This window comes from Acidocella sp. MX-AZ02 (genome assembly GCF_000306035.1).
GTDB lineage: Bacteria > Pseudomonadota > Alphaproteobacteria > Acetobacterales > Acetobacteraceae > Acidocella > Acidocella facilis.
The window spans coordinates 1,490,327-1,514,105 of record NZ_JH976207.1 but is presented as its reverse complement, the minus strand read 5'-3'; the positions used below and the strand labels follow the sequence as shown (position 1 = coordinate 1,514,105).

At 65.8% G+C, this 23,779-nt stretch carries 24 protein-coding genes, 1 tRNA gene, 1 pseudogene and 1 riboswitch; of the genes and pseudogenes, 9 read left to right on the top strand and 17 right to left on the bottom strand.

The annotated features are described in order from the left end of the window. The 5 genes from MXAZACID_RS07485 to purH all read right to left on the bottom strand — a co-directional run bounded on the left by MXAZACID_RS07485 (position 1) and on the right by purH (position 3,885). Positions 1-624 (bottom strand): CPBP family intramembrane glutamic endopeptidase, encoded by a 624-nt coding sequence (locus MXAZACID_RS07485; protein WP_008493616.1) that lies wholly within the window; start codon positions 622-624, stop codon positions 1-3. Further along, on the bottom strand, positions 624-1,115 hold the full coding sequence (rpsI, locus tag MXAZACID_RS07480; RefSeq protein ID WP_008493614.1) for a 30S ribosomal protein S9: 492 nt from the start codon (positions 1,113-1,115) through the stop codon (positions 624-626). Before rpsI ends, MXAZACID_RS07485 begins: the two co-directional genes overlap by 1 nt. Positions 1,116-1,120: 5 nt before the next feature. Continuing rightward, positions 1,121-1,585, bottom strand: a complete 465-nt coding sequence (rplM, locus tag MXAZACID_RS07475; RefSeq protein WP_008493613.1) for a 50S ribosomal protein L13 — start codon at positions 1,583-1,585, stop codon at positions 1,121-1,123. A gap of 297 nt (positions 1,586-1,882) precedes the next feature. Further along, positions 1,883-2,311 (bottom strand): hypothetical protein, encoded by a 429-nt coding sequence (locus tag MXAZACID_RS17745; RefSeq protein WP_008493612.1) that lies wholly within the window; start codon positions 2,309-2,311, stop codon positions 1,883-1,885. Between the two features lie 17 nt (positions 2,312-2,328). Further along, positions 2,329-3,885 (bottom strand): bifunctional phosphoribosylaminoimidazolecarboxamide formyltransferase/IMP cyclohydrolase, encoded by a 1,557-nt coding sequence (purH, locus tag MXAZACID_RS07465; protein WP_008493611.1) that lies wholly within the window; start codon positions 3,883-3,885, stop codon positions 2,329-2,331. A 24-nt stretch (positions 3,886-3,909) separates the two neighbouring features. Next, positions 3,910-3,987: riboswitch (ZMP/ZTP riboswitch) on the bottom strand. Between the two features lie 184 nt (positions 3,988-4,171). Between purH and MXAZACID_RS07460 the strand changes: the two genes are divergently transcribed. Further along, on the top strand, positions 4,172-4,552 hold the full coding sequence (locus tag MXAZACID_RS07460) for a hypothetical protein (RefSeq protein WP_008493610.1): 381 nt from the start codon (positions 4,172-4,174) through the stop codon (positions 4,550-4,552). A gap of 3 nt (positions 4,553-4,555) precedes the next feature. Here MXAZACID_RS07460 and MXAZACID_RS07455 read toward each other — a convergent pair whose 3' ends face one another. Genes MXAZACID_RS07455 through rpe form a run of 5 tightly spaced genes read right to left on the bottom strand, consistent with a single transcriptional unit; the run spans position 4,556 to position 9,573 of the window. Continuing rightward, positions 4,556-5,056, bottom strand: coding sequence for a CreA family protein (locus tag MXAZACID_RS07455; protein WP_008493609.1), 501 nt, complete (start codon positions 5,054-5,056; stop codon positions 4,556-4,558). After that, the gene (locus MXAZACID_RS07450; protein WP_240376556.1) at positions 5,053-6,210 is read right to left on the bottom strand and encodes a glycosyltransferase family 4 protein; all 1,158 of its coding nucleotides are present in this window, start codon (positions 6,208-6,210) and stop codon (positions 5,053-5,055) included. Before MXAZACID_RS07450 ends, MXAZACID_RS07455 begins: the two co-directional genes overlap by 4 nt. Before the next feature lie 33 nt (positions 6,211-6,243). Continuing rightward, positions 6,244-7,257, bottom strand: coding sequence for a UDP-glucose 4-epimerase GalE (galE, locus tag MXAZACID_RS07445; protein ID WP_008493607.1), 1,014 nt, complete (start codon positions 7,255-7,257; stop codon positions 6,244-6,246). Between the two features lie 4 nt (positions 7,258-7,261). After that, positions 7,262-8,869, bottom strand: a complete 1,608-nt coding sequence (locus MXAZACID_RS07440) for a heparinase II/III family protein (RefSeq protein ID WP_008493605.1) — start codon at positions 8,867-8,869, stop codon at positions 7,262-7,264. Beyond that, complete coding sequence (rpe, locus tag MXAZACID_RS07435; RefSeq protein WP_008493604.1) at positions 8,866-9,573, bottom strand: ribulose-phosphate 3-epimerase; 708 nt, start codon at positions 9,571-9,573, stop codon at positions 8,866-8,868. The genes MXAZACID_RS07440 and rpe overlap by 4 nt, the downstream gene beginning before the upstream one ends. 82 nt (positions 9,574-9,655) lie before the next feature. On the opposite strand from rpe, the gene MXAZACID_RS07430 reads away from it, so the two are divergent. Next, a complete protein-coding gene (locus MXAZACID_RS07430; RefSeq protein ID WP_168118404.1) occupies positions 9,656-10,873 on the top strand; it encodes a glycosyltransferase family 87 protein in 1,218 nt (405 codons plus the stop codon). Here the strand turns inward: MXAZACID_RS07430 and MXAZACID_RS07425 are convergent. Further along, on the bottom strand, positions 10,848-12,074 hold the full coding sequence (locus MXAZACID_RS07425) for a transcription antitermination factor NusB (protein WP_008493602.1): 1,227 nt from the start codon (positions 12,072-12,074) through the stop codon (positions 10,848-10,850). The genes MXAZACID_RS07430 and MXAZACID_RS07425 overlap by 26 nt on opposite strands. 85 nt (positions 12,075-12,159) lie before the next feature. On the opposite strand from MXAZACID_RS07425, the gene MXAZACID_RS07420 reads away from it, so the two are divergent. After that, positions 12,160-13,050 carry a ketopantoate reductase family protein gene (locus tag MXAZACID_RS07420; protein WP_008493601.1) on the top strand — a complete coding sequence of 297 codons (891 nt, stop codon included), beginning with the start codon at positions 12,160-12,162 and terminating at the stop codon, positions 13,048-13,050. Between the two features lie 144 nt (positions 13,051-13,194). Here the strand turns inward: MXAZACID_RS07420 and MXAZACID_RS07415 are convergent, their stop codons facing one another. Both MXAZACID_RS07415 and MXAZACID_RS07410 read right to left on the bottom strand, forming a co-directional pair. Then, the gene (locus tag MXAZACID_RS07415) at positions 13,195-13,668 is read right to left on the bottom strand and encodes a YbaK/EbsC family protein (RefSeq protein WP_008493600.1); all 474 of its coding nucleotides are present in this window, start codon (positions 13,666-13,668) and stop codon (positions 13,195-13,197) included. A 71-nt stretch (positions 13,669-13,739) separates the two neighbouring features. Beyond that, positions 13,740-13,952, bottom strand: a complete 213-nt coding sequence (locus MXAZACID_RS07410; protein WP_008493599.1) for a hypothetical protein — start codon at positions 13,950-13,952, stop codon at positions 13,740-13,742. Positions 13,953-14,076: 124 nt separating this feature from the next. Here MXAZACID_RS07410 and MXAZACID_RS19250 point away from each other — a divergent pair, with 124 nt between their 5' ends. Continuing rightward, the gene (locus MXAZACID_RS19250) at positions 14,077-14,316 is read left to right on the top strand and encodes a hypothetical protein (RefSeq protein ID WP_168118403.1); all 240 of its coding nucleotides are present in this window, start codon (positions 14,077-14,079) and stop codon (positions 14,314-14,316) included. Between the two features lie 39 nt (positions 14,317-14,355). Here MXAZACID_RS19250 and MXAZACID_RS17740 read toward each other — a convergent pair whose 3' ends face one another. After that, positions 14,356-15,393, bottom strand: coding sequence for an ATP-binding cassette domain-containing protein (locus tag MXAZACID_RS17740; RefSeq protein ID WP_083878524.1), 1,038 nt, complete (start codon positions 15,391-15,393; stop codon positions 14,356-14,358). Positions 15,394-15,605: 212 nt separating this feature from the next. After that, positions 15,606-15,681: transfer RNA gene (locus MXAZACID_RS07395), tRNA-Ala, on the bottom strand. Between the two features lie 121 nt (positions 15,682-15,802). Between MXAZACID_RS07395 and MXAZACID_RS07390 the strand changes: the two genes are divergently transcribed. From MXAZACID_RS07390 to MXAZACID_RS07380, 3 genes are read left to right on the top strand one after another with little or no spacing between them, the layout of a single operon-like run. Next, a complete protein-coding gene (locus tag MXAZACID_RS07390) occupies positions 15,803-16,111 on the top strand; it encodes a YggT family protein (RefSeq protein ID WP_008493597.1) in 309 nt (102 codons plus the stop codon). 43 nt (positions 16,112-16,154) lie between these two features. Next, a complete protein-coding gene (locus MXAZACID_RS07385) occupies positions 16,155-18,737 on the top strand; it encodes an MMPL family transporter (RefSeq protein WP_008493596.1) in 2,583 nt (860 codons plus the stop codon). Beyond that, a complete protein-coding gene (locus MXAZACID_RS07380) occupies positions 18,721-18,933 on the top strand; it encodes a ribbon-helix-helix domain-containing protein (protein WP_008493595.1) in 213 nt (70 codons plus the stop codon). The genes MXAZACID_RS07385 and MXAZACID_RS07380 overlap by 17 nt, the downstream gene beginning before the upstream one ends. A gap of 34 nt (positions 18,934-18,967) precedes the next feature. On the opposite strand, the gene pheT is transcribed toward MXAZACID_RS07380, so the two are convergent. Together pheT and pheS are read right to left on the bottom strand one after the other, a co-directional pair. Then, a complete protein-coding gene (gene pheT, locus MXAZACID_RS07375; RefSeq protein WP_008493594.1) occupies positions 18,968-21,424 on the bottom strand; it encodes a phenylalanine--tRNA ligase subunit beta in 2,457 nt (818 codons plus the stop codon). A gap of 4 nt (positions 21,425-21,428) precedes the next feature. After that, positions 21,429-22,523: a phenylalanine--tRNA ligase subunit alpha gene (gene pheS / locus MXAZACID_RS07370; RefSeq protein ID WP_008493593.1), complete on the bottom strand. Its 1,095-nt coding sequence runs from the start codon at positions 22,521-22,523 to the stop codon at positions 21,429-21,431. 309 nt (positions 22,524-22,832) lie between these two features. On the opposite strand from pheS, the gene pal reads away from it, so the two are divergent. Together pal and MXAZACID_RS19245 are read left to right on the top strand one after the other, a co-directional pair. Then, entirely contained in the window at positions 22,833-23,333 is a 501-nt protein-coding gene (pal, locus tag MXAZACID_RS07365; RefSeq protein WP_008493592.1) for a peptidoglycan-associated lipoprotein Pal, read from the top strand. 126 nt (positions 23,334-23,459) lie between these two features. Continuing rightward, positions 23,460-23,779 (top strand): annotated as a pseudogene (locus MXAZACID_RS19245) (hypothetical protein); the annotation flags it as partial.

The following is a 23,779-nucleotide window of genomic DNA, read 5'->3' as shown; positions in this document are numbered from 1 at the left end:
CTAATGATGCCAGGCGGCACCGGTATAGAAATATTGCCCCAGCCCGATGGTGAAAACCAGACAGCCATAGAGCGCATGCTCGACGCCGCTGAATGTGAGCGAGCGTGTGGCGGCGTAAGAGCGGGCGAATAGCCAGCCGCCGGCGAGGGTGAGCAGCACCGCCCAGGCGTTGAGGAAGATGATATGGGCATAGCCGAAAGCCAGGGCTGAAACCGCCACGGTGGCGCGCCCGAAGATGGGCTCGTAACGGGCGAACAGGAAGCGCCGGAAGATGATCTCCTGAGGCCAGACTGAGAGCAGCGGGTAGAGCAGCATGATCAGCGCCCAGAAGCGCGGGCGGTGCAGCGGCAGCGAGAGAAACAGGCCGGGGGCCAGAAGCCAGGTGGCGAGGGTGAGGGCGGCCCCGCACAGCGCGAAGCGGCGCAGCATTTCACGCCACCCCTGGGCGCGGCCACGCGGGACAGCGCGACTGGCCAGCCAGCAGGCCAGGCCACCGCCCCAGAGCACCAGAAACAAAATCCCCGGCCGGCGCAGCATGAGGATGAGCAGCGGCACGCCAGCGAACAGGAACAGAAATTCGGCCCATAAAAAAACCCGGCTTTCGCCGGGTTTTTCGAAGCGCATCAGCGCTTGGAGAACTGGAAGGAGCGGCGGGCCTTCGGCTTGCCGTACTTCTTACGCTCGACCATGCGGCTGTCGCGGGTCAGGAAGCCGGCGGCCTTCAGGATCGGGCGCAGATCCGGCTCGAACAAGGTCAGCGCGCGGGAGATGCCGTGGCGCACGGCGCCGGCCTGGCCGGAGAGGCCGCCACCGGTGACGGTGCAATACACGTCGAACTGGTTGTAGCGGTCAGCCACCAGGAAGGGCTGGGTGATCAGCATGCGCAGCACCGGGCGGGCGAAATAGACCGGGGCGGTCTTGCCGTTCACGATGATATCGCCCTTGCCGGGCTTCACCCAGACGCGCGCGATGGCGTTCTTGCGGCGGCCGGTGGCGTAGGAGCGGCCTTGCGCGTCCTTCTTCGGTTCACGCTTCTGGGGGGCGGCGTCCGGGGTGGCGGCGCCGGCGGTGGCCTGGAGGTCCTTCAGACCGGCGAAAGCATTGGTTTCGGACATTGGAATCAAGCCCTCTTGTTCTTGGAGTTCAGCGCGCCGACATCGAGCGCCTTCGGCTGCTGGGCGCCATGCGGGTGCTCGGGACCAGCATAGACATACAGGTTCTTCATCTGCTGGCGCTGCAGCGGGCCACGGGTGATCATGCGCTCAACCGCCTTCTCGACCACGGACTCAGGATGCTTGCCGGCCAGACGGTCCTTGATGGAGCGCTCCTTGATGCCGCCAGCATAGCCGGTGTGGTAGTAGAAGATGCTGTCTTCCAGCTTTTTGCCGGTCAGTTTCACCTTCTCCGCGTTGACGATGACGATGTTATCGCCGCAATCAACGTGCGGGGTGAAGGTGGCTTTGTGCTTGCCGCGCAGGCGCGTGGCCACAATGGCCGCCAGGCGGCCGAGGATCAGACCTTCGGCGTCAATCAGGATCCAGTCCTTCTTGACATCCGCGGGCTTGATGGAAATCGTCGTTTTCATATGCTCACCCAAAGAATAGTGGCGGGCTTATGAGCAAGCCCAGGGAAAAGGTCAATAGATTGGCATGTGGTATTTTCATACCACATGGTTTTCAGGCGATCATCCAGCCATCACCGGGGGCTAAGTTTGCAGACATTTTTCGTGGCGGCTTTTTCAAAGAGCTGCAAAAAAGCCGCCCTCTCAGGCGGCTTTTGCTTAGAGCATCAATCCTTTAGCTTGGTGCTCTAAGTTTTGTTTTGGCAAGCAGTTTCATGTGTTTAGGGTGACGCTGTCGCGTCAATCTAAACACATATTGCTCTAATCCAGCCTCGGCTCGCTGCGCCTTGGCCGCTGCGGGGCGGCGGGGCGGGGCTCGCGGATGGCGGAGAAATCCCGGTCCGCGAAGCCACGGCTATTGGGAATCGGCGCGCGGGAGGGGGCAGGGGGCTCTTCCACGGGGGCCTGGCGGGCGCGTTTCAGCTGGGCGAAATTCGGGGTGTCGTCATAGCTGTCCATGGCGCGCACCGGGGTCTGGATGACACCGCTGGCGCGCATCTGCATCACCCGCAGCTCCTCGCGCATATCCTCCAGCTCCCCCTCGATCGTCTCCAGCCGGGCTTTCAGGCCGAAGACATTGAAGGGCACCATCAGGAAGGCCAGGAACCAGAGCAAAGCCGGCACGGCGAGGGCCAGGAACAGCCAGCCCGGCATCCAGTCCGGCAGAGTGAAGGGCAGGGTCATCAGCATAGCCTCATCATAACGAATTAGTGCCGGAAATGCCGCATATTTGTGAACACCATGGCGATCCCGGCTTTGTCAGCCGCCTCGATCACCTCGGCATCGCGGATCGAGCCGCCCGGCTGGATCACGCAGCTCGCCCCGGCGGCAATCGCCGCTTCCAGACCGTCGGCAAAGGGGAAGAAGGCATCGGAGGCCACGGCGCAGCCGGTGAAATCCAGCTTCGCCTCCTTGCCGCGCCAGGCAGCGATGCGGGCACTATCCACCCGGTTCATCTGCCCGGCGCCGACGCCGATGGTGGCCTTGTTCTTGGCATAGACGATGGCGTTGGACTTCACATGCTTGCCGACGCGGAAGGCGAACAGCATGTCCTCCAGCTCGGCTGCGGTGGGGGCGCGCTTGGTGACCACCTTCAGGTCCGCCGCCTCCACCCGCCCGGCGTCGCGGCTCTGCAGCAGGAAACCGCCGGCGAGCGATTTGAAGGTGACACCGGCCTCGGTCGGGCTCGGCACGCCGCCCGTGGTCAGCAGGCGGAGATTCTTCTTCGCGGCCAGCAGCGCCTTGGCGCCCTCGGTCACCTCCGGGGCGATGATCACCTCGGTGAAGATGGTGGCGATCTTCGCGGCGGTCTCCTCATCCAGCGTGCGGTTCAGCGCGACGATGCCGCCAAAGGCCGAAACCGGGTCGCAGGCCAGGGCCAGATCCCAGGCGGCGGACATGCTCTGCGCGCTCGCCACCCCGCACGGGTTGGCGTGCTTGACGATGACGATGGAGGGGGCGTCGAATTCCGCCACGCACTCGAAGGCGGCGTCGGTGTCGTTGAAATTATTGTAGGACAGTTCCTTGCCCTGGTGCTGGGTGGCGGTGGCAACCCCGAAGCGCGACGGGGAGGAGGTGTAGAACGCCGCCGACTGGTGCGGATTCTCGCCATAGCGCAGCGCCTGCTTCTTCTCGCCGGAGAAAGAGAAGCGCTCGGGATATTCCTCGCCCAGCTGCCCCGCGAACCAGCCGGAAATGGCGGCATCATAGGCGGCGGTGCGGGCATAGGCCCCGGCGGCCAGTTTGCGGCGTGTCTCCAAAGTGGTGCCGCCATGCGCGGCGATCTCTTCCAGAACCTTGGCGTAATGCGCGGGCTCGGTCAGCACCGCGACACTTTCATGGTTCTTGGCGGCGGAGCGGATCATCGCCGGGCCGCCAATATCGATATTTTCGATACAATCCTCGAACGCCGCTCCCCGCGCCACCGTCGCCTCGAACGGGTAGAGATTGACCGCGACCAGATCGATCGGCGCGATGTCGTGCGCGGCCATCTGCTCGATATGGGCGGGGTCGTGCCGGCGGCCCAGGATGCCGCCATGCACCTGCGGCACCAGCGTCTTCACCCGGCCATCCAGGATTTCGGGAAAGCCGGTATGTTCGGAAACCTCGGTGACCGGCACGCCGGCCTCGCGCAGCATCTTGGCCGAGCCGCCGGTGGAGAGGATCTTGGTCCCCGTCGCCGCCAGGCTCTGGGCGAATTCGACCAATCCGGTCTTGTCCGAGACGGAAATCAAAGCGGTGCGGATAGGGACGATGTCTGACACGAGGCGGCTCCGTTATTGGCGACGATGCAATGCCCAGGCGCGCGGCGAACTCCCCCACGCTCCCCGATGGTAGCCATCTGAGCGCCAGTCACGTGCGGGCCGGCGCGGTTTCGCATGCGGCAAAACCGGATGCAAGCAGGCAAGCGCTGGGGGTAACGCAGGCATGTCCTAAATTTAAAGCCCCTCGCCTGTGGCAAATTTGTCGCAGTGTAATCAAGTTTTGCTGTATGACGTGAACAGGCCGGGGCGGCGCCCCGGTCAGGCTGTGGTTCAGGAGGATTTGAGCATGGTCAGGCAGAGTTGGCAGGGTTTTGTTTTCGCCGGGGTGGCGGGGATCGCGGCGATCAGCGCCTGCGCGATGGCCGCACCCGGGCCGCATGTCACCGACGCATCGGTGCAGGTCCCCACGCCGGTGACACCGAGAGCGGCCGCCAAGCCGGCGGCGCCGCAATTTTCGGTGCAGACGCCGATCGACAAGATCGCGGCGGATGCGCGCGGCAAGGCGGTGCTGAACCGCGACATGCCGGGGCTGATCAGCGATCCGCGCTATGAGCTGTTTTCCTCGATGAGCCTCTCCCAGCTCGCCAGCCTCTCCGGCGGCAGGCTGACCCAGAGCGATCTGAAGAAGGTCAACACCGATCTGGCCGAGCTCTCCCCCGGCCAGTAGGGTTTACGCCCCCGGCTGCGCCTGCACCACCACGGCGGAGACGGCGTTGGCCGGCGAGCCTTTCAGCACCTTGGTGCTGGTCAGCACATAGATCACCGCATCTTTCTTATCGTCGAGGATGCGCGTCAGGATGAAATGCTTGAAGATCAGCGAGGCGGAGATCGCGCCGATCTGCTCTTGCCGCGGCAGGTCCGCCGGCAAATTCACCGGCCCATGGGCGATGCAATTGAGGGAAAACTCGCTCGGATCGCTCGCCAGCCCCACCCCGCCGGCAATGCCGCCGGTCTGTGCCGAGGCCGCATAGCAGGAAATATTGGGGATCTTCGGATCGTCGAAGCGCTCCACTACCACCTTGTCATTGGGGCCGAACCAGCGGAAATTTGTGCTCACCGCGCCGATCTGATGGCGCGCGCCGCCATGGGGCATCACCAGCCAGAAAAACAGCCCGATCAGCACCAGAATCGCCAGCAGCACGGCCAGCGCGCGATAGAGAAATCCCCTCAACGCCGTATCTCCTTCAACCCGTCATAGATCGCCAGCGTCTTCTGGCAGACGATTTCGTCAGAAAAATGCGCGGCGACGCGCGCCCGCCCATTTGCCCCCAGCCGGGCGCGCAGGCTGGGGCTGGCGATCAGCCGGGCCAGGGCGGCGGCCAGGGCCTGGGGATTATGCGGCGGCACCAGAAAGCCGGTCTCGTGATCAACCACCGCCTCGCGGCAGCCGGGAATGTCGGTGGCCACGGCGGGCCGCGCCGCGGACATCGCCTCCAGCAGCGCCTTCGGCAGGCCTTCGCGATAGGTCGAGGGCAGGGTGAAAATATGAATCTCGCGCAGCAGCCCGGCCATGTCCTTCACCGGCCCGAGCCATTTGATCAGCCCTTGCGCCTCCCAGCCGCGCAGCTCGGCCTCGGTGATCGGGTTGGGGTTGGAGAGGTCCGGCGCGCCGGCCAGCCAGAATTCCGCCTGGCCCTTCAGCAGCCGCGCCGCCTCGACGAAATCCGGAATGCCCTTCTCGCGGATCAGGCGCGCCGCCAGCAGAATGCGCGGCCGGCCTTCCGCTTCCGTCATCGGGGCAAACAGCGTCATATCCACGCCAGCCCCCCGGATCAGCGCGGTGCGCGCGCGGGCCACCATCCGGCCCTCGACCATCGCGTTCAGATCGTCCGGGTTTTCGAAAATGGCGATGCCGTGTTTGGGGCTCATGGTGGCGCGCAGCCCGGCCGAGACCAGGGGCTTCAAAATTTTCGCCAGCAGCTTTTGCGAGGAGAATACGAAACCCAGCCCGATCGGCGCGTTGACCACGGCGGGTACGCGCGCCAGACGGGCGGCGATGCCGCCGAAAATGATCGGCTTCAGCGCGATATGATGCACCACATCCGGCTGCAGCCGCCGATATTGCCGCGCCAGCCAGAATGAAAAAGCCAGCTCCTTGAACGGGTTGAGGCGCTTGCGGTCGAGATCGGCGGCGATGAATTCGATGCCCGAGGCCTCGATTTCGGCGCGGGACTGGTTTTCCCGGGTGATCAGCACCACCCGCCAGCCCGCCGCCTTGGCGGCCAGGCCGCGTGCCCAGAAATGTGAGGCGAAGAACCAGTCTTCCATCAGCAGAAAGACGAGGGTGGGGCGTTGGTCGGGCATGCAGCGGATGTAGAGCAACATCTGATCAAACGATACCATTTGATCGGATGTTGCCTAAATATCGTTGATCCCGGCCCGCGCTGCCTGCCAGCGCCAGCTATCGCGGCACATATCCTCCACCCCGCGCTCTGCCTTCCAGCCAAAAAGCTTCTCGGCCAGCGCCGGGTTGGCGTAATAGCTGGCGACATCGCCAGCGCGGCGCGGCGCGATGTTCACCGGGATCTCCCGGCCCGTCGCCGCCTTGAACGCCTTTACCAGCTCCAGTACCGTGGTGCCGTTGCCGGTGCCGAGATTGACGGTGACGGAGACATCATGGGCGGTGATATGTTCCACCGCCAGCGCATGCGCCAGCGCCAGATCCATCACATGGATATAATCGCGCTCGCCGGTGCCATCGCGGGTGGGGTAGTCATTGCCGAAGACATTGAGCCGGGCGCGCTCGCCGGTGGCCACCTGGGTCACGTAAGGCATCAGATTATTCGGCACGCCGCGCGGCGTCTCACCGATCACCGCGGAGGGATGCGCGCCGACCGGGTTGAAATAGCGCAGATTGGCAGCCCCCTTGAGCTTGCCGGTGCGGGCCAGATCGCGGATCAGATCCTCCATCACCAGCTTGGTGCGGCCATAGATGTTCTCCACCCGCGTCGGCGCGTCCTCCAGAATCGGCGAGCTGTCCGGCTGGCCATAGACCGTGGCGGAGGAGGAAAATACCAGCCGCGCCACCCCGGTCGCCTGCATCGCCTGCATCAGCCGGATCGTGCCGATGATGTTCATGTCGTAATAAAGCAGCGGGTCGGCCTCGCTCTCGCCCACCGCCTTCAGCGCGGCGAAATGGATCACCGCCTCGACCGGATGCGCCTTCAGCGCTGCGCTCACCGCCGCGGTGTCGCGGATATCGGCCTCGATCACCGTCATCTCTTGGCCGGTGAGGCGGGCGAGCCGGGCCGGCACGTCGCGCTCGGCATTGGCGAAATTATCCAGAATGACGATCTCGTGGCCGCGCTGGGCCAGCACGGCGGCGGTGTGGGAGCCGATATAGCCGGCGCCGCCGGTCAACAGAATGCGCATGGGATCAGGCCTTGGTAATGGTCCATTTGATATGCTGCGGGCCATCCTGATGGCCCGGCAGCACGATCTGCTCGGCGCGGCGCGGCTCGGCCTGGCCGAAATACACGCTCTCCTCGATCCTCGGCGCCGCGCCTTCGGCCTTCAGCCGGAAGCCGCGCCCCGAGGGGGTGCGCAGCAGCACCGTCTCGTCATCCTGCACCAGGCTGGCGGTGACGTTGGGGTGGAGATGGAAACGGATGGCGAAAGGCTGCGGGGTTTCCGCCTCGATCAGATCCTCGCCCTGCAATTCCTCGCCGTTTTCGGAGAGGCCGAGGCGGCGATGATGGATGGCGCCGAAGGGCTTGCTCCAGCCATCGTGATTGGCCTCGATCCAGCCGATGCCGCCGGCCTCCTGGCGCTGCACATTCACATTCAAGGGCCGCCGGCCGAGCCCGGTCTCCTTGATCTCGGCGGAGGAGGTGTCGGCGATAATCAAGGTGGAATGGGCGGCGGTGCCGCGCAGCACCCCGGCCCAGTCGCTGGCCAAAGCCGGGGCGGCGCCGCAATTGACGATCAGCCGGTCCTTGCCGAAGGAATATTCAAAGCCCAGCGTGCCGGCATGGGCGAAACGGTCCAGCCCCGGCGCGGTGGGCACGCCGGCATCCATGAACAAAACCGCCTTGCCGGCGGCGAGGCGGAATAGCCCGCAGGCTTTCAGATGCGCCAGCGTGCCGCGCGCCCGCCCGGCCTGGGCTAGCACCAGATCCACCAATGTCGCCAGCTCCTCCTGGGAGCCGTTGAACAAAGGCAGCCCGCCATCGCCATGGCGCAGGGCGCGCAGCGCGGCGGCGGCGTGCTCGATGGCGGTGACCAGCTCGGTCGGTGGGGTTTTGGAGCCTGCCTGCATCAAGGCGCGGATCTCGGTGAGGTCCTGCAAGGCCAGCAGATGCGCCGCCGGGCTGCGTTCGATATGGCCGCCATCGGCGTAGAATTGCCGCGCCAGCTCCGGCAGCAGGATTTTCTGCACCCGGGGCAGATATTGCACATGCTCGGGCATGGCGATGGAGGCGGCGGCCAGCCCTTTCAGCGCGGTCAGGGCGCGGCCATCCAGAAATTCGGCCGGCAGAGCGGCGGAGAGGGTGCGGGCATCCTGCACCAGCCGGTGCATCAGCGCCTGGCGAAAGGCGTCATCGGCCGAGGCGGCGAAGAAATCATAATGGCCGAGCCAGGCGGCCAGCCGCGCGCCCACCACATCCGGCGCATAGGAAATCGGCTCGGGCTTGGGCGTGTCCATGTAATCCATGGCCAGCGCGCGGGCGCGGGAGCGGGCGGCATCGGTGCCCAGGGCGCGCAGATCCCGCAGCCAGGTGAAGCCATGCAGATGCGCGCGCAGCAGGCGGGTGCAGCCGGGGGCATGGCTGAAAATATCGTGATGGAGGGGCAGCACCGCGCCGCCAAATTCCAGCTCCGCCTTGACCAGCCGGGCGCCGCGCGCGGGATCCCCCGGCCAGGGGTCGCGCAGCGAGAGCGCCGGCGCATCCGGCCCGCCGGCGGGGCGCAGATTTTGCAGCCTGGTGAACCAGGTGCGGGCCTGGCGGCCGAGGCCAACCGGCTTGGCGGGGCCTTCGCTCATCCGCCCTGGCTGATGCTGGTCTGCGCCGGCAAAGCGGGCAGGGCGGTGCGGATCTCGGTGATCGCCTGGGCGTAATCCGGAGCGCCGTAAACAGCGGTGCCGGCGATCAGGCAGGTGGCGCCGGCGGCGAGCACGCCGGGCGTGGTCTTGGGCGTGATGCCGCCATCGATCTGCAGCACGATATCATGCCCGCTCTCGTCGATCATGCGTCGTAGCGCTGCGATTTTCGGCAGCTGCGAGGCGATGAAGGCCTGCCCGCCAAAGCCGGGATTGACCGTCATCACCATGATGATGTCGGTGAGATCAAGCACATGCGCCACCGCGTCGATCGGCGTGGCCGGGTTCAGCACCACCCCGGATTTCTTGCCCAGGCCGCGGATATGCTGGAGCGTGCGGTGCAGATGCGGGCCGGATTCAGGATGCACGGAGATATGATCCGCCCCGGCCTCGGCGAAGGCGGTGATATACGGGTCCGCCGGGGCGATCATCAGATGCACGTCGAGCGGCATTTTGGTGTGCGGTCGCAGCGCTTTGACCACCAGCGGGCCGAAGGTGATGTTGGGAACGAAATGCCCGTCCATCACATCCAGATGCAGCCAGTCCGCGCCGGCCTGTTCGACGGCGATCACCTCCTCCTTCAGCCGAGCGAAATCGGCGGCGAGCAGGGACGGGGCGATGAGCGGTCGAGTCGGGGAGGCGGTCATGATGCTTTGTTGTAACCGGCAGGGTGGAGGATTCACAAGCGGGGGGTTGATATCCAAGATGCCCCTGTGGCAGGCGCAAGATATGCAAGCTTCGTCTTCAGCGGCAGGGGCGACGGCCCAGGTCAGGTTTTCCTTTGTCCTAGCGGCAGCACTGGTCGTTGGCCTTTATCTGGCATTTCTGGCAGCGCATCTGGTGCTTTTATATCAAATGCACGGCCAGACGGAAGTTTTGCGAGGTGAGCATCAGCTGCCTCAGAAAGATTTTGGTTTGTTTTGGTGTGCCGGGAATGGCCTGATTTCGCAGCTGGCGCAAAGTTTTCATTTTCATTTTTCGCAGTCATTTCGGCAGGTTTGCCAGAACGATATCCTCTCCCCGCAGTCGCCGATCGACCAGGCTTGGCCCTACCCGCCAACAATGGGTTTCCTCGTTGCCCCATTTGCCTTGTTGCCATTAGGGGAGGCGTTTTGGGTGTGGCGGCTCTTCAGCGTTTGTGTCGCCGCATTGCTGTTGCGCAGGGCAGGGCTGAGTTGGCAGATCATCAGTCTTGGTCTGGCCAGCCCGGCCGCTTTGCATGACTTCACCAACGGCCAGAATGGCACGCTGACCGGCGCCTGGCTGCTTGCGGCTTTGCTGCTCGCAGGACACGGCAATCGTCTTGCCGGTTTCTGCGCCGGGCTGTTGAGCCTCAAGCCTCATTTAGGCGTAGGTGTGTCGGTTGCGGCGCTGCGGCTGCGGGCTTGGCGAATGATCGGCTGGGCTGTGGCAGTGGCGTTTTTCCTGGCGGTTGCGGCGACATACTTGTGGGGGCTGCACGGCTGGGTGTGGTTTTTCGGCATCGCACAGCATGACGAATGGCTATGGGCTTCGCGCCCTATTAAGCAAGTTTTTCCAGGTGCCGCGATCACGGTTTACGACATGGTGCGAAGCTTTGGGCTGGCTGATCGAAGTGCCTTGGTGGTGCAAGGCTTGGCCTCTATTTTGGCGATCTGTCTGATCTGGCATTGCTGGGCGCCAGGTCGGTTAAAGTTAATGCCGAGGGTTATTATTACGGTTTGCCTGAATGTGTGGATTGTTCCCCATGGCTTCATGTACGACCTCGTGGCGTTCTCGGTTGCCATGGGGGCGCTGGTTGTCGTTTGTAAAGGTTGGCAGCGTTTCGCGGCCTGCCTGTTGTGGCTGATGGCTGGCTACACAGGCGTGATCTCAGTGATGCTCACCCACCTGCTCCTCTTCCCGCTGGTCGCCCTCGCCGGGGCCGCGCTGGCCTGGAAGGTCAGGGACGCACCAGCCTGGCGATAAAGAACCCGTCCATGCCGCCGCGTTCGGGCCAGAGTCCGGGATGGGTGCGGATATCGCCTTGCGCGGTCACCGCCTCGGGCAGTTCGGGCAGGCTGAGCGGGTCGCGCTTCAGCCCGAGCCGTTCGCAGGCGGCGTCCACCCGCGCGGTACCTTCCTGCGGCTGCAAGGAACAGACGGCGTAGATCAGCCGTCCGCCAGGGGCGAGCATCGCGGCCGCCGCGTCCAGCAGCTTGTCCTGCAGGGCGGTGACGGTGTCGATGTCGCGGGCCTTGCGGATATGCAGAAGCTCCGGATGGCGGCGGGCGGTGCCGGTGGCGCTGCAGGGGGCATCCAGCAGGATGGCGGAGAAGGGGGAAGGCGGCTGCCAGCTGGTGGCATCGGCCAGCACGGTTTCGGCGGCAAGATGCAGCCGCTCCAGATTGCCGCACAGCGTCGCCATGCGGGATTTGTCGCGCTCCACCGCCGTTACCGCGGCGCCAGCGGCGCAGAGTTGGGCGGTTTTGCCGCCGGGGGCGGCGCAGAGATCCAGCACGCGCTCGCCCTTCTGGGCGGCCAGCAGCTTGGCCGGCAGCGCGGCGGCGGCGTCCTGCACCCAGATTTTGCCCTCGGCGAAGCCCGGGATGTCCATCACCGGCGTCCCGGCGGGAAAGCGGTAGGAGCCGGTGGGCAAGGCCAAGCCGCCCTCGGGCACGAAGCCGGGCAGGGCGGAGACGTCCAAAGCCGCCTCATGCGCATGCGCCTCGGCAATCGCCCGCGCCTCCTTGCCCCAGCTCGCCCAGGCCCAGGCGGGAGTGTCCAGGCGCGGCATGTCCAGCTCCTCCAGCGCCGCCGGGCCGGTGGCCACCACCTTGCGCAGCACCGCATTCACCAGCCCAGCGAAGGGGGTGAGCTTGCGTGAGCGCGCCAGCTCGACCGAGGTTGCGACGGCGGCATGGGCGGGTGTGTCCAGAAACAGGAAGGCGGCTGCGCCCATGCGCAGGATGATGCGCAGCTCCGGCGGCGGGTCGCGGCGCAGATAAGGCTCCAGCACCGCATCCAGCGTGCCGACATGGCGCAGCACGCAGGCCGCCAGCCGGTGCGCGGCGGCCTTGTCGCGCGGCTCGATGCGCGGCAGCGAATCAAGCGCTGCATCGAGCGGCCGGCCCTTCGCCAGTACGGCGTGGAGCAGAGTGAAGCCAGCATTGCGGGTCGGGTCTGTCATAAGCGTCCTTGGGTTCAGGGGCGGGGCCTAGCATAATGGCGGGGGCTCTGGCCATCGCTCAGGGCGAAAAGGAAGGAAAGCTGCCATGAAGATCGCGGTGATGGGGGCCGGTGCGGTGGGGTGCTATTTCGGCGCGCTGCTGGCCAAGGCGGGGCATGAGGTGGTGCTGATCGGCCGCGCGGCGCATGTGGAGGCCATCCAGGCCCGGGGGCTGCTGCTGGAGCGTGCCTCGGGCACCGAAAACGTGAAGCTGCAGGCCGCCACCGGGGCGCAGGGCGTGCAGGGCGCCGGGCTGGTGCTGGTCTGCGTGAAATCCGCCGATACCGCCCAGGTTGCCGCTGAGATGGCGCCGCATCTGGCACCGGAGGCGATGCTGATCAGCTTGCAGAACGGGGTCGGCAATGCCCAGCGTCTCACAGCTGCCTTGGGACGGGGCGTGTTGCCGGCGGCGGTCTATGTCGCCACCGAAATGGCCGGGCCTGGCCATGTTCGCCATCATGGCCGGGGCGAGCTGAAGCTGGGCCAGGGCCATGGGGCGCGGGAATTGGCGGCCTTGCTGAATGCGGCTGCAATCCCCACCGACATCGCCGAGGATGTCGAGGCGGTGCTGTGGACCAAGCTGGTGTTGAACTGCGCCTATAATGCGGTCTCCGCCGTCACCCGGGCGCCGTACGGGCATATCGTCGCGGTGGAGGGCGCGCATGCGCTGATCCGCGCCCTGGTGGATGAGGCGGTGGCGGTGGCGGCGGCGGACGGGGTGCGGCTGGCGCCGGACCAGGCCGAGCGCTGCATCGAAGCGGCGCAGGCGATGAAGGGGCAGCTCTCCTCGACCGCGCAAGACATAATCCGGGGGCGCAAGACCGAGATCGATGATCTCAACGGCCATGTGGTGCGGCGCGGGGCGGCGCATGGCATTCCCACCCCGGTGAATGCGGCGATGACGACTTTGGTGAAAATTCTGGAGACCGCGCGCTAAAATTATCAAAAGTTTTTGGGGGGTGTGGTGAGTTTTTTCAAAAAGTCCCCACAAAGGTTCGGGGTTTTGGCAACGGCGGTGCCACTGCCCCGGACGTTTTCGCCGCTTTTTTGTAAAAAAGCGGCACCAAAAAACTTTTGATTTTTAAGCCGCCTCCGGCTTTTGACAGGCATCCACCCAGTCCGCCTGGGTGATTTTCACCATCCGCGCCGGGCTGATGCGCAGCGCGCTATGGGTGGAGCCGGCGGCGGGCAGCACCTCCTCAAACGCCTGCAGCGAGATGTCGCAATAGACCCGCAGCGGGCTGGCCAGCCCGAACGGGCAGACCCCGCCGACAGGATGGCCAGTCAGCGCCGCCACCTCCTCCACCGGCACCATCTTCACCTTGCCGCCAAAGGCGGTCTTGGCCTTCTTGTTGTCCAGCCGCGCATCGCCGCGCGCCACCAGCAGCACGATCTCCTCGCCCACCCGCAACGCCAGGGTCTTGGCGATCTGCGCGGGGGCGACGCCATGGCCGGCGGCGGCGAGCGCCACCGTCGCGGTGCTTTCGGGAAGCTCCAGGATCTCGATGTCAGGCGCGTGGTCCGCCAGAAAAGCGCGGACAGAGTCGAGGCTCATGGCAATATCCCAGTTGAATGATTCAGCCCGGGAGGCTGTCATGGATCGCGGGGCGGCGAAAGCCCTGCGGCTTATTTCTCCGGCTTGCTCACCAGCAGCGTCGCCAGCAGGATGGTCAGCAGCACCAGCACCAGCTCGGTCGCGGAGGGGGACAGCGGCACGACATGCCAGGTGACGGCCGGCACCTGATTGGCCGGAAAGCCACTCGCGGCCTGCAGGGCCGTGGCATCACAGGTGGAAGCGTAATACGCCTCGAAGGCGTCCGGACAGGCGGTAAGATTCATGTGCAGCGTCCCAGATCGGCAAAGCCCGCCGGCAAGCAGCATGCCGGCGCCCCTTCAAATGGGAGATTTACGCCGCACTGCACAATCGCTTATTTTCGCCAACTGCGTTGCGTCCGAAGCAGCAATGAACGGCGGTTATTTTTTCGGCCGGTCCGCCAGCAAGGTCGCCAGCAACGCGCTTAAAAGCACCAGCACCCATTGCGTCGCGATCGGCGAGAGCGGGACCATATGCCAGGTCACCGGCGGCGCGCTGGGATGGCACGCGGCCGCCATCACGGGCGAGGTGATGGTCGTGCAGATGGAGGGCGCCATGGTCTGCCTCATCTCCCCAAAAGGCCGCGCCAGGAAGGGGCGGCGAAGATGATATGAGGTTCGCCACCGCCCCCCGCAAGCGCAGATGGCCTCAGCCCGCGTCGGACAGAGGCGGGGAGGAACAGCGCGGCGCGGTGGCGCTGGGCTGCGCCGCCGTGCCGAACAGAGTCAGGGCCGCCCCTGCTTCCAGCCCGCCGCCGGCGGGCTGGGGAGGGCGGTGATAGAGTCCGCGTACCCGCCCCGCCACCTGCCGATCACCGCCGGCCAGCAGCACCAGGCTGTCGGCGATCTCGCGGGCTTGATTCTGGCTCTGCAGCACCACCAGCAAGGCGCCGCGTGCGCCCAGACGGCGCAGCAGCCCGAGCAGCATCTGGGCGTCCGCGTCGCTCATCGCGCTGGTCGGTTCGTCGAGCATCAGCAATTTCGGCCCGGCCGCCGCTTCGCGCAGGATCATCGTGGCGCGGCGCAATCCGGGCGGCAGTTCCAGCAGCGGCTGGTCGAAGAGCGGGATCAGCGCCTCCATGCCCATCTCGCGCACCCAGCCCGCGGCCCAGCCGCGCCGCGCGGCGGCGGGCAGCGATGAGTCGCGATGAAACAGCAGGCTCTCCAGCAGGCTGCGCCGGAGCAGATCCAGCCGCGGCGCGACCAGCACGGGCGGTTTCGTCGCGCCCAGCTTCAACCCCTGATAAAAGACCTCTCCCCAGTTTTTATAGAGCGCATTCTCCGCATACAGCCCCGCGAGGGCGCGCAGCAGCGTGGATTTGCCGGTGCCGGGCGGCCCCATCAGCACGCAGACGCCCTGGGCCGGCACCGTGAAGCTGAGATCGTCCAGCACGATTTTGGCGCCGAACCCCAGGCCGAACGCCGCGCAGTGCAGCACTGGCGGCGCGGCCCGATGCGTCAAGGCGCCAGAGAGCGGCTCGGCATCGATCAGCGGGCCGCCCTCATCCTCGTCCGGCAGTTCCTCCCGCAGGCTCTGCCGCAACGCCGCAATGCCTTCCACCATATGGCTTTCCAAGGCCCGCGCGGCCTCGGCGCGGCGCAGCCGCCGCCCGTGCAGCCGCCACGCCGCCACGGCGATCCCACCGCAAACGCCAGCCAGCCCTAAGTAAGATGCCACATGTTCCATCGAGGCTCTCGCAACCGCACATCCGATTAAAATGTTTGGATGAAGAAACGGCTACCGGAAAGATTATTCATCCGGGGGGCGGGAGGCGCGCCCGCTCGGCCATTATTCAGCCCTGCGCGCTCGGTGCCCGAAAAACCGAAACATGACAAGCTTGTAACCAAATCAGCGCAACGCATCTGGCGCCCTGATTAAATTTTTGTCGGAAGGGCGGCTGGTGGAGCTGAGGGGAATCGAACCCCTGACCTCGTCATTGCGAACGACGCGCTCTACCAACTGAGCTACAGCCCCGGTCCCGTCATGCGATGACCGCGTGGGGGCGGCGTTTCGCGCATTCGGAAGCGGAAGTCAACATTGCTTTGACACATTCCTCCCGCTAGGTCTCTGGCACCCGAAATTTTTGAGGAAAACCATGGTTGGCGCGATTTTCTGGCTGGCGTCCGAACTGATTCACCTGCTCATTCTCGCGATTATCGCGGCGGCGGTGTTGAGCATGCTGGTGGCGTTCGGCATCGCGAATCCGCGCAATCAGTTCGTTTATACGGTGGGGGATTTCCTCACCCGAATCACGGACCCTGTTTTGCGTCCCATCCGGCGAGTCATTCCCTATATGGGGAATATCGATATTTCGCCGGTCATCGCCATTTTGCTGCTGGAAGCGCTGCAGATGGTGCTGGCTGATCTTTACGGTCAGATCGTGATGCGCGGTCTGGCATTCTAAGGCCGGGACGTTGCGCAAGCGCCCGGCTCGCCAGGGGATAAGTGTGAGGCTGATCAATTCCATCGTCGCCACGGCCAGCCGCCATGCCGTGCTGTGCGTGCTGCTGTTCCTGGTGCTGGGCGGGCTGGGGCTGGGCTATACGGCCCGGCATCTGGCCATCGATACCGATACCGATCATCTCTTCGCCGCCTCGCTGGCCTGGCGCCAGGCGCAGATCGCCGAGGACAAGAATTTCCCGCAATTCAACGATCTGATCGTGGCGGTGGTGCGCGCCGATACGCCGGAGGAGGCGAAGGAGACCGCCACCGCGCTGAATGCGGCACTCCAAGCCGATACCGCGCATTTCAAGGATTCGAGCTACCCGTCCGGTGATCGCTTCTACACCGATGAAGGGCTGCTGCTGCTGCCCACGGATCAGCTTGCCAAGCTGCTGAACCAGATCGTCGCGGCCCAGCCTTTCCTCGGCCAGCTGGCGGCGGACCCCTCCGCGCGCGGGCTGCTGGATGGGTTGGCGCTGATCACCCAGGGGGTGCAGGCCGGGGCGAATATCTCGCCCTATAACCAGGCCATCGCCGGGGTGCGGGCGAATTTGCAGGCGGCGGCGAATGGCAAGCCGGTGCCGCTCTCCTGGCAAAGCCTGATCATGGCCGGCGCGCCGGGGCAGGGCGGCGCGGAATTCGTGCTGGCGCATCCGAAACTGCAACAGGGCACGCTGCAGCCGGGCGGTGAGGCGACCAAGGCGCTGATGGCGATCGCCAAGACCCTGCCGGATGTGAAGGCCGGGCGGGCGACGGTGAATTATACCGGGCAGATCCCGCTCTCCGACGAGCAATTCGCCTCGCTCACCCATGGGCTGGTGCTGGGCGGCATCATCAGCGTGGTGCTGATCGCGCTCTGGCTTTATCTGGCGCTGCGCTCCTGGCGGCTGATCCTGCCGATTTTGCTGACGCTGGTGATGGGGCTGGCGCTGACCATGAGCTACGCCGCCATCGTGGTGCGCACGATCAACCTGATCTCGGTCGCCTTCGCGATCCTGTTCATCGGGCTGGCGGTGGATTTCGCCATTCAATATTGCGTGCGGCTGCGCGCGGTGCGGCTGATGGAGCCGGAGCTGGGGCCGGCCTTGCGCGAGACCTCGCGCCTGGCCGGGGCGCAGATCGCGCTCGCCGCTACCGCCACCGCCTGTGGCTTCCTCGCCTTCGCGCCCACGCCCTTCGTCGGCGTCGCGGAGCTGGGCGAGATCGCCGGGGCGGGCATGTTCATCGCCTTCTTCTGCACCATCAGCTTCCTGCCGGCGCTGCTGCGGCTGTTCCGCCCGCATCCTGAGACGGAATCGGTGGCGCTGCCGGGCGGGGCCAAGGCGGACCATGTCCTGCGCCGCCATCGCAGGGCGGTGCTGGGCCTGTTCGGGGCGCTGGCGCTGGCCGGGTTGTGGGGGGCGGTAACGCTGCGCTTCGATGCCAACCCGCTGGATACCAAGGACCCCAATACCGAGAGCATGCGCACCATCCGTTCGCTGCTCGCGGACCCGCAGACCAACCCGTTCTATGCGGATGCGCTGGCCCCCAACCTGGATGCGGCGCGGGCCTTGGCGGACAAGCTCGGGACGTTGAAGGAGGTCTCGCAGGCGATTTCCGGCGCCACCTTCGTGCCGCAGGACCAGCCGCAGAAGCTGGCGATGCTCGCACAGGCCCAGACCATCCTGGCGCCCACCTTGCTGGCCGCCGCCACCCCGCCCAAGCAGCCGGTCACCGCGCAGGAGATCCGCGACGCGATGGCCAAGACCATCGCCGCCATTACCAATGTGCAGGCGAAACTGCCGAAGGGCAGCGAGCTTTTGGGGATCGCGTCGGTGCTCAAGCAGCTGCAGGGCGAGGATGATGCGCGGATCATGGCGATGAATGAAGCCATCACCCGCTTCCTGCCGCTGGAGCTGCAAAACCTCACCCGCGCCTTGCAGGCCAAGCCGATCACCCAGGATAATCTGCCGGCTTCGATCAAGGCGGACTGGTTCCTGCCTGACGGCCAGGTGCGGGTGGAAGCTTTCCCGACGGCGGCGGCGCAGACTACCAAGGGGCTCTATGCCTTCTCCAAGGCGGTGCTGGCGGCGGCGCCCAATGCCGGCGGCCCGGCGATCTCCACCATCGCCACCGCGGGCACCATTCTCAGCTCCTTCAAGGAAGCGGCGATTTTGGCCTTCATCGCCATCGCGGTGATCCTGCTGGCGGTGTTCCGCAATCTGCGCGACAGCCTGCTGGTGCTGGCGGCGCTGGCGCTCTCGGCGCTGCTCACCGCCTTGTTCGCGCGGATGGCGGGCATGTCGATCAACTATGCCAACATCATCGCGCTGCCGCTGCTGTTGGGGGTGGGCGTGTCCTTCAACGTCTATTTCGTGATGAATTTCCGTTCGGGGATGCGCAATTTCCTGGCCTCGGCGACGGCGCGGGCAGTGTTGTTCTCGGCCCTGACCACCGCCACCGCCTTCGGCTCGCTCGCCGCCTCGGCGGATCGCGGCACCGCCAGCATGGGGGATCTGCTCTTCCTCAGCTTGGCGGCGGTGCTGGTTTCCACCTTCATCTTCCTGCCGGCCTTGCTGCACACCCTCGCCGATGCTCGAAAAGCGTAGTTTTTCGCTCTCCGGCCATCGCACCAGCGTGGCGCTGGAGCCGGAATTCTGGGCGGTGCTGGGGGAGGTTGCGGCGCGCCGGGGGATGGCGGTCTCGGCGCTGGTAACCTTGATCGACGCCGAGCGGGGCGGCGAGCGGCCGCTGGCCTCGGCGCTGCGGGTGTTCGCGCTGCGGGAAGCGAACAAGACGGGATAAAAAACGGGGCGCTCGTAAGCGCCCCGTTTTTGGTTCAGCCGCGCAGCGTGGCGCCGGTCTTCTTCGCCACATCGGCGACGATCTTGGCGCAGACCGCCTCGATTTCGGCATCCGTGAGGCTCTTCTCCGCCGGCTGCAGCGTCACCGCGATGGCGAGCGAGATTTTGCCCTCCGGCACGCCCTTGCCCTGGTAACGGTCGAACAGCACCGCATTGGTGACAAGATTGCGCTCCGCCCCCTTGGCGGCGCGCAGCACCGCTTCGGCGCCGACGCTCTCATCCACAAGGAAGGCGAAATCCCGGCGCAGCGGCTGGAAGGCCGGCAGCGACGGGGCGGATTTCTTGCGGCGCTTGGGCTCGGGGATCGCATCCAGGAAGATCTCGAAGGCGATCGCGTTGGCCGGCAGGTCCAGCGCCTTGGTCACGGTCGGGTGCAGCGTGCCAAAGCGCGCCAGCACGGTTTTCGGCCCTTGCATCAGCGCGCCGCTCTGGCCCGGATGGTAGTAGGAGGGCCCGCCCGGCTGGGTGGTGACGGCCTCCATCGGCACGCCAAGCGCCGCGAGCACGGCCATTGCATCGGCCTTGGCGTCCATCGCATCGAAGGGCCGGGCCGGGGTGAGCGCTGAGAGCGGCGTGCCGCCGACCCGCAACCCCGCCGCGACCAGCGCCTGGGAGAGATCCGCCGCATAGGAAGGGCCGGTTTCGAACAGGCCGAAATCCGCCTGGCCGCGCGCCAGGTTGCGCGCCGCCGCCTGCGCCAAGGTCACCAGAGCGGTGGGGCGCATCTGGTTGAGGTCCGCGGCGATTGGGTTGGCCAGGCGCAGGCTCTCCGGCGCGTCGCCGAACAGCGCGCAGATGGCCGCGTCGGCGAAGCTGAAGGTGACGCATTCCAGCAGCCCGCGCATCGCCAGCACCCGGCGCGCCAGATAGGTGCGCGATTGCTTGGGCGTGAGGATGGGGGCGGGCAGGAGGGTATCGGCACGCAGCGAGACCGGCGCGATCGCATCCAGCCCTTGCAGGCGCAGCACCTCCTCGATCAGATCGACCTCCGGCTCGATCTCAGCCGCACCCAAGGCGGCCTCGGTGCCGCCGGGCAGGCCGGGCGCCTGGTCCAGCGATGGCGGCTGCGCGACATCATTGCGCCAGCTCGGCACCGCGACGGTGACGCGCTGCGCATCCTGGGCGACAACGCCAAAGCCCAGGCGCTGCAGGGAGGCCACCGCATCGGCAGCTTCGATGTCCGAGCCGCCGAAGCTGCGCAGCCGCTCGAAACGCAGGCTGGCCTGACGGGTCCAGGCCGGGCGGGCGCCGGCCTCGGAAATTTCGCTGGCGCTGCCGCCGCAAATCGCCATCACCATGGCGCTGGCCGCATCCAGGCCAGCGGGCAGCAGCTGGCTGTCGATCCCGCGCTCAAACCGCGCCCGGGCATCGGAGAAGATGCCGGTACGCTGGCCGGTGCGGGCGATCCTGACATGGTCGAACAGGGCGCATTCGATGAAGACCTCCGTGGTGCCTTCATCGCAGCCGGTGCCCTCGCCGCCGGTGATGCCGGCGAGCGACTGCGCGCCGCTGCCATCGGCGATCACGCAATCCTCAGGGCCGGCCTTCACCGCCTTGCCGGCGAGGCCGGGGAAGGTGTCGCCCTCCTGGCCGCGGCGCAGGGTCAATACCCTACCGTTAATCTTCTTCACGTCGAAGACATGCAGCGGGCGGCCGAGATCATAGGTGAAGAAATTGGTGATATCGACCAGCGCGTTGATCGGGCGCAGCCCGATGCTCTCCAGCCGCTTCACCAGCCAGTCCGGGCTCGGCCCGTTCTTCACGCCGGAGATGGTGCGGCCCAGCACCCAGGGGGCGGCTTCAGGGAATTCGTTCGCCCACTGAATGGCAGACGCCCCTTCGCCCTTGATCGGCGCCGGCGCAAACTCCTTCAGCGTGCCCAGCCCGGCAGCGGCGAGGTCGCGGGCGATGCCGCGAATGGAGAGCGCATCGCCTCGATTGGGGGTGATGGAGATTTCCACCACCGGCTCATCCAGCCCGGCCCATTGCGCATAATTTTCGCCGACCGGCGCGTCGTCCGGCAGCTCGATGATGCCGTCATGCTCCTCGCCCAGCCCCAGCTCGCGAAAGCTGGTGAGCATGCCTTCGGATTTCACGCCGCGGATCTCGCCCACCTTCAGCACCATGCCGCTGGCCGGCACCACCGCCCCGGCCGGGGCGAACACCACTTTCAAGCCGGTGCGCGCATTCGGCGCGCCGCAGACGACGGACAGCTCCGCCCCGCCGGCATTCACCCGGCAGGCGCGCAGACGATCCGCATTCGGGTGCTGCACCGCTTCGATCACTTCCGCGATCACGAAGGGCTTCAGCGCCTCGGCCTTGTTTTCCACGCCCTCGACCTCAAGGCCGATCTTGTTCAGCGTCGCCAGGATCTGATCCAAGGAGGCGTCGGTTTGCAGCCAGCTCTTCAGCCAGGACAAAGAGAATTTCATCGGATCACAATCCTTCGTGCAGGCTGGCGGGGGAGAGCGGGGAGACGCCGTAATGGCGCAGCCAGCGCACATCGCTCTCATAGAACAGGCGCAGATCGTTGATGCCATGCTTGAGCATGGTGATGCGCTCCAGCCCCATGCCGAAGGCAAAGCCCTGGAAGCGGCGCGGATCGATGCCGCAATTCGCCAGCACGTTGGGATGCACCATGCCCGAGCCGCCGATCTCCAGCCAATCCGTGCCGCCGCCGATCTCGCCGGTCTTGCGGCTCCAGCCGATATCGACCTCCATCGAGGGCTCGGTGAAGGGGAAGTAGGAGGCGCGCAGCCGCACCGGCAATTCCGGCACGCCGAAATAGGCGCGCAGCATGTCGTTCAGCACGCCTTTCAGATGGCCGAGATGGATGCCCTCGCCGATCACCAGCCCCTCGCATTGATGGAACATCGGCGAATGGGTGGCGTCATGGTCGGCGCGGAAGGTACGGCCGGGGACGACGATGCGGATCGGCGGGGCGTTTTCCGCCAGGCCGTGGGCCTTGGCCCAGTCCAGCATGGTGCGGATCTGCACCGGCGAGGTGTGGGTGCGCAGCACCGGCGGGCGCTGCCCTTCGGGCGCCTGCAGATAGAACGTGTCCATCATCGCGCGGGCGGGGTGATGGGCGGGGATGTTGAGGGCGGAGAAATTATTCCAGTCGGTCTCGATGTCCGGCCCTTCGGCGATGGCAAAGCCCATCGGCGCGAAGATCGCCGCCAGCTCTTCCATCGTGCGGCTGATCGGGTGGATGGCGCCAGTGGAGTCGGGGCGCGGCGGGGCGGTGACATCGATGCGCTCAGCCGCCAGCTTGGCGTCCAAAGAAGCCGCATCCAGCACGGTTTTGCGCGCCAAAAGCGCATCGGTGATCTGCGTTTTTACCAGATTGATTTCCGCGCCGGCCTGTTTGCGCGCGTCCGGATCCATCCCGCCCAGCGATTTTAGCAACAATGTCACATTGCCGTTTTTGCCGAGCAGGGAGACCCGCAGCTCTTCCAAAGCGCCCGCATCCGCGGCCGCGATGGCGGGCAGCGCCGCTTCCACCAAGCTCTTCAAATCATCGCTCTGCATCTTGATTATGCCTCACTCTTTCGCGGCCAGGGCAGAGCCCGGTCGGGGTCAAATGTCAAGCCGCGCGCTGTCCGTCGCCGCCGCGCCGCAAGTCCAGACGGCTTGCTCTGGTGTTACAAATAATCAACAGATGTAAAGAAAAACATCGGGGTGCTGGAAACCCCCGCGATATGAACAAATTAGCTTAACGTGGCGCTTGACCCTTCCCAGGGCGGAAGAGTACAGCCCGCAAGGTGACGTAATCATCGTGATTACGCAACCAAACGGCTATTTTTGCTCACTCAATTCGGACAGGGATCGGTTCCTACCATGAAAATCAAAGCTCTGGGCGCTCTTGCCGGCCTGGCCCTGCTGGCAGCCTGCTCTTCCAACCCGACCAGCACCGCCTCCAACACCGGCGCGGGCATGACCTCCTCCACCGGTCCGGCTCCGGGCTCCGAGCAGGATCTGGTTGCCAATGTCGGCGACCGCGTGTTCTTCGCCTTCAACAAGTCCGGTCTGTCCAGCGATGCCGACGCGACCCTGGGCAAGCAGGCCGCCTGGCTGGCCAAGTACCCCTCCGTGAACGTGCTGGTGGCGGGTAACGCCGACGAGCGCGGCACCGAGACCTACAACCTGGCCCTCGGCCAGCGCCGCGCCAACTCGGCGCGCGACTATCTGGTGGCTCAGGGCGTGTCCGCTTCGCGCATCCAGACCATCTCCTACGGCAAGGATTGCCCGGTTGCCGCTGGCAATGACGAGTCCGCCTATGCGCAGAACCGTAACGCCATCACCTCCGTGCAGGGCTTCAACCCGCAGAACTGCAAGTAATTGCGGCCTGCGTCCGGCCATCTGGCCGGGCCTTGTGGTACAGACCGGCGGCCCTTGGCCGCCGGTTTTGTTTTGCGCCTATCCCTGACTATATTTGAGGCCATTCACGGCCTGACTGGAGTCTCAATGCGCCCCCGTTTCCTGCTTCTCGCTGCCCCGCTTTTCCTGCCGCTGGCCGCATCCGCCCAGCCGCTGATCCAGAGCCAGGAGGGCATCGCCCTGCAGAACGAGATTCTGCAGCTGCAGCAACAGCTCCAGCAGATGCAGGCGCAAGGGGGCGGCAATGGCGGCTCCGCGCTGGGGGGCGGCAATGCGCCGCCGCCATCGGGCAATGCCGGCAATTCTGCCAATGGCGGGCTGGTGGCGAGCCTACTCACCCAGGTGCAGACGCTGCAATCCCAGGTGCAGTCCCTCAATGGCCAGGTCTCCGAGCTGAAGCACGAGAT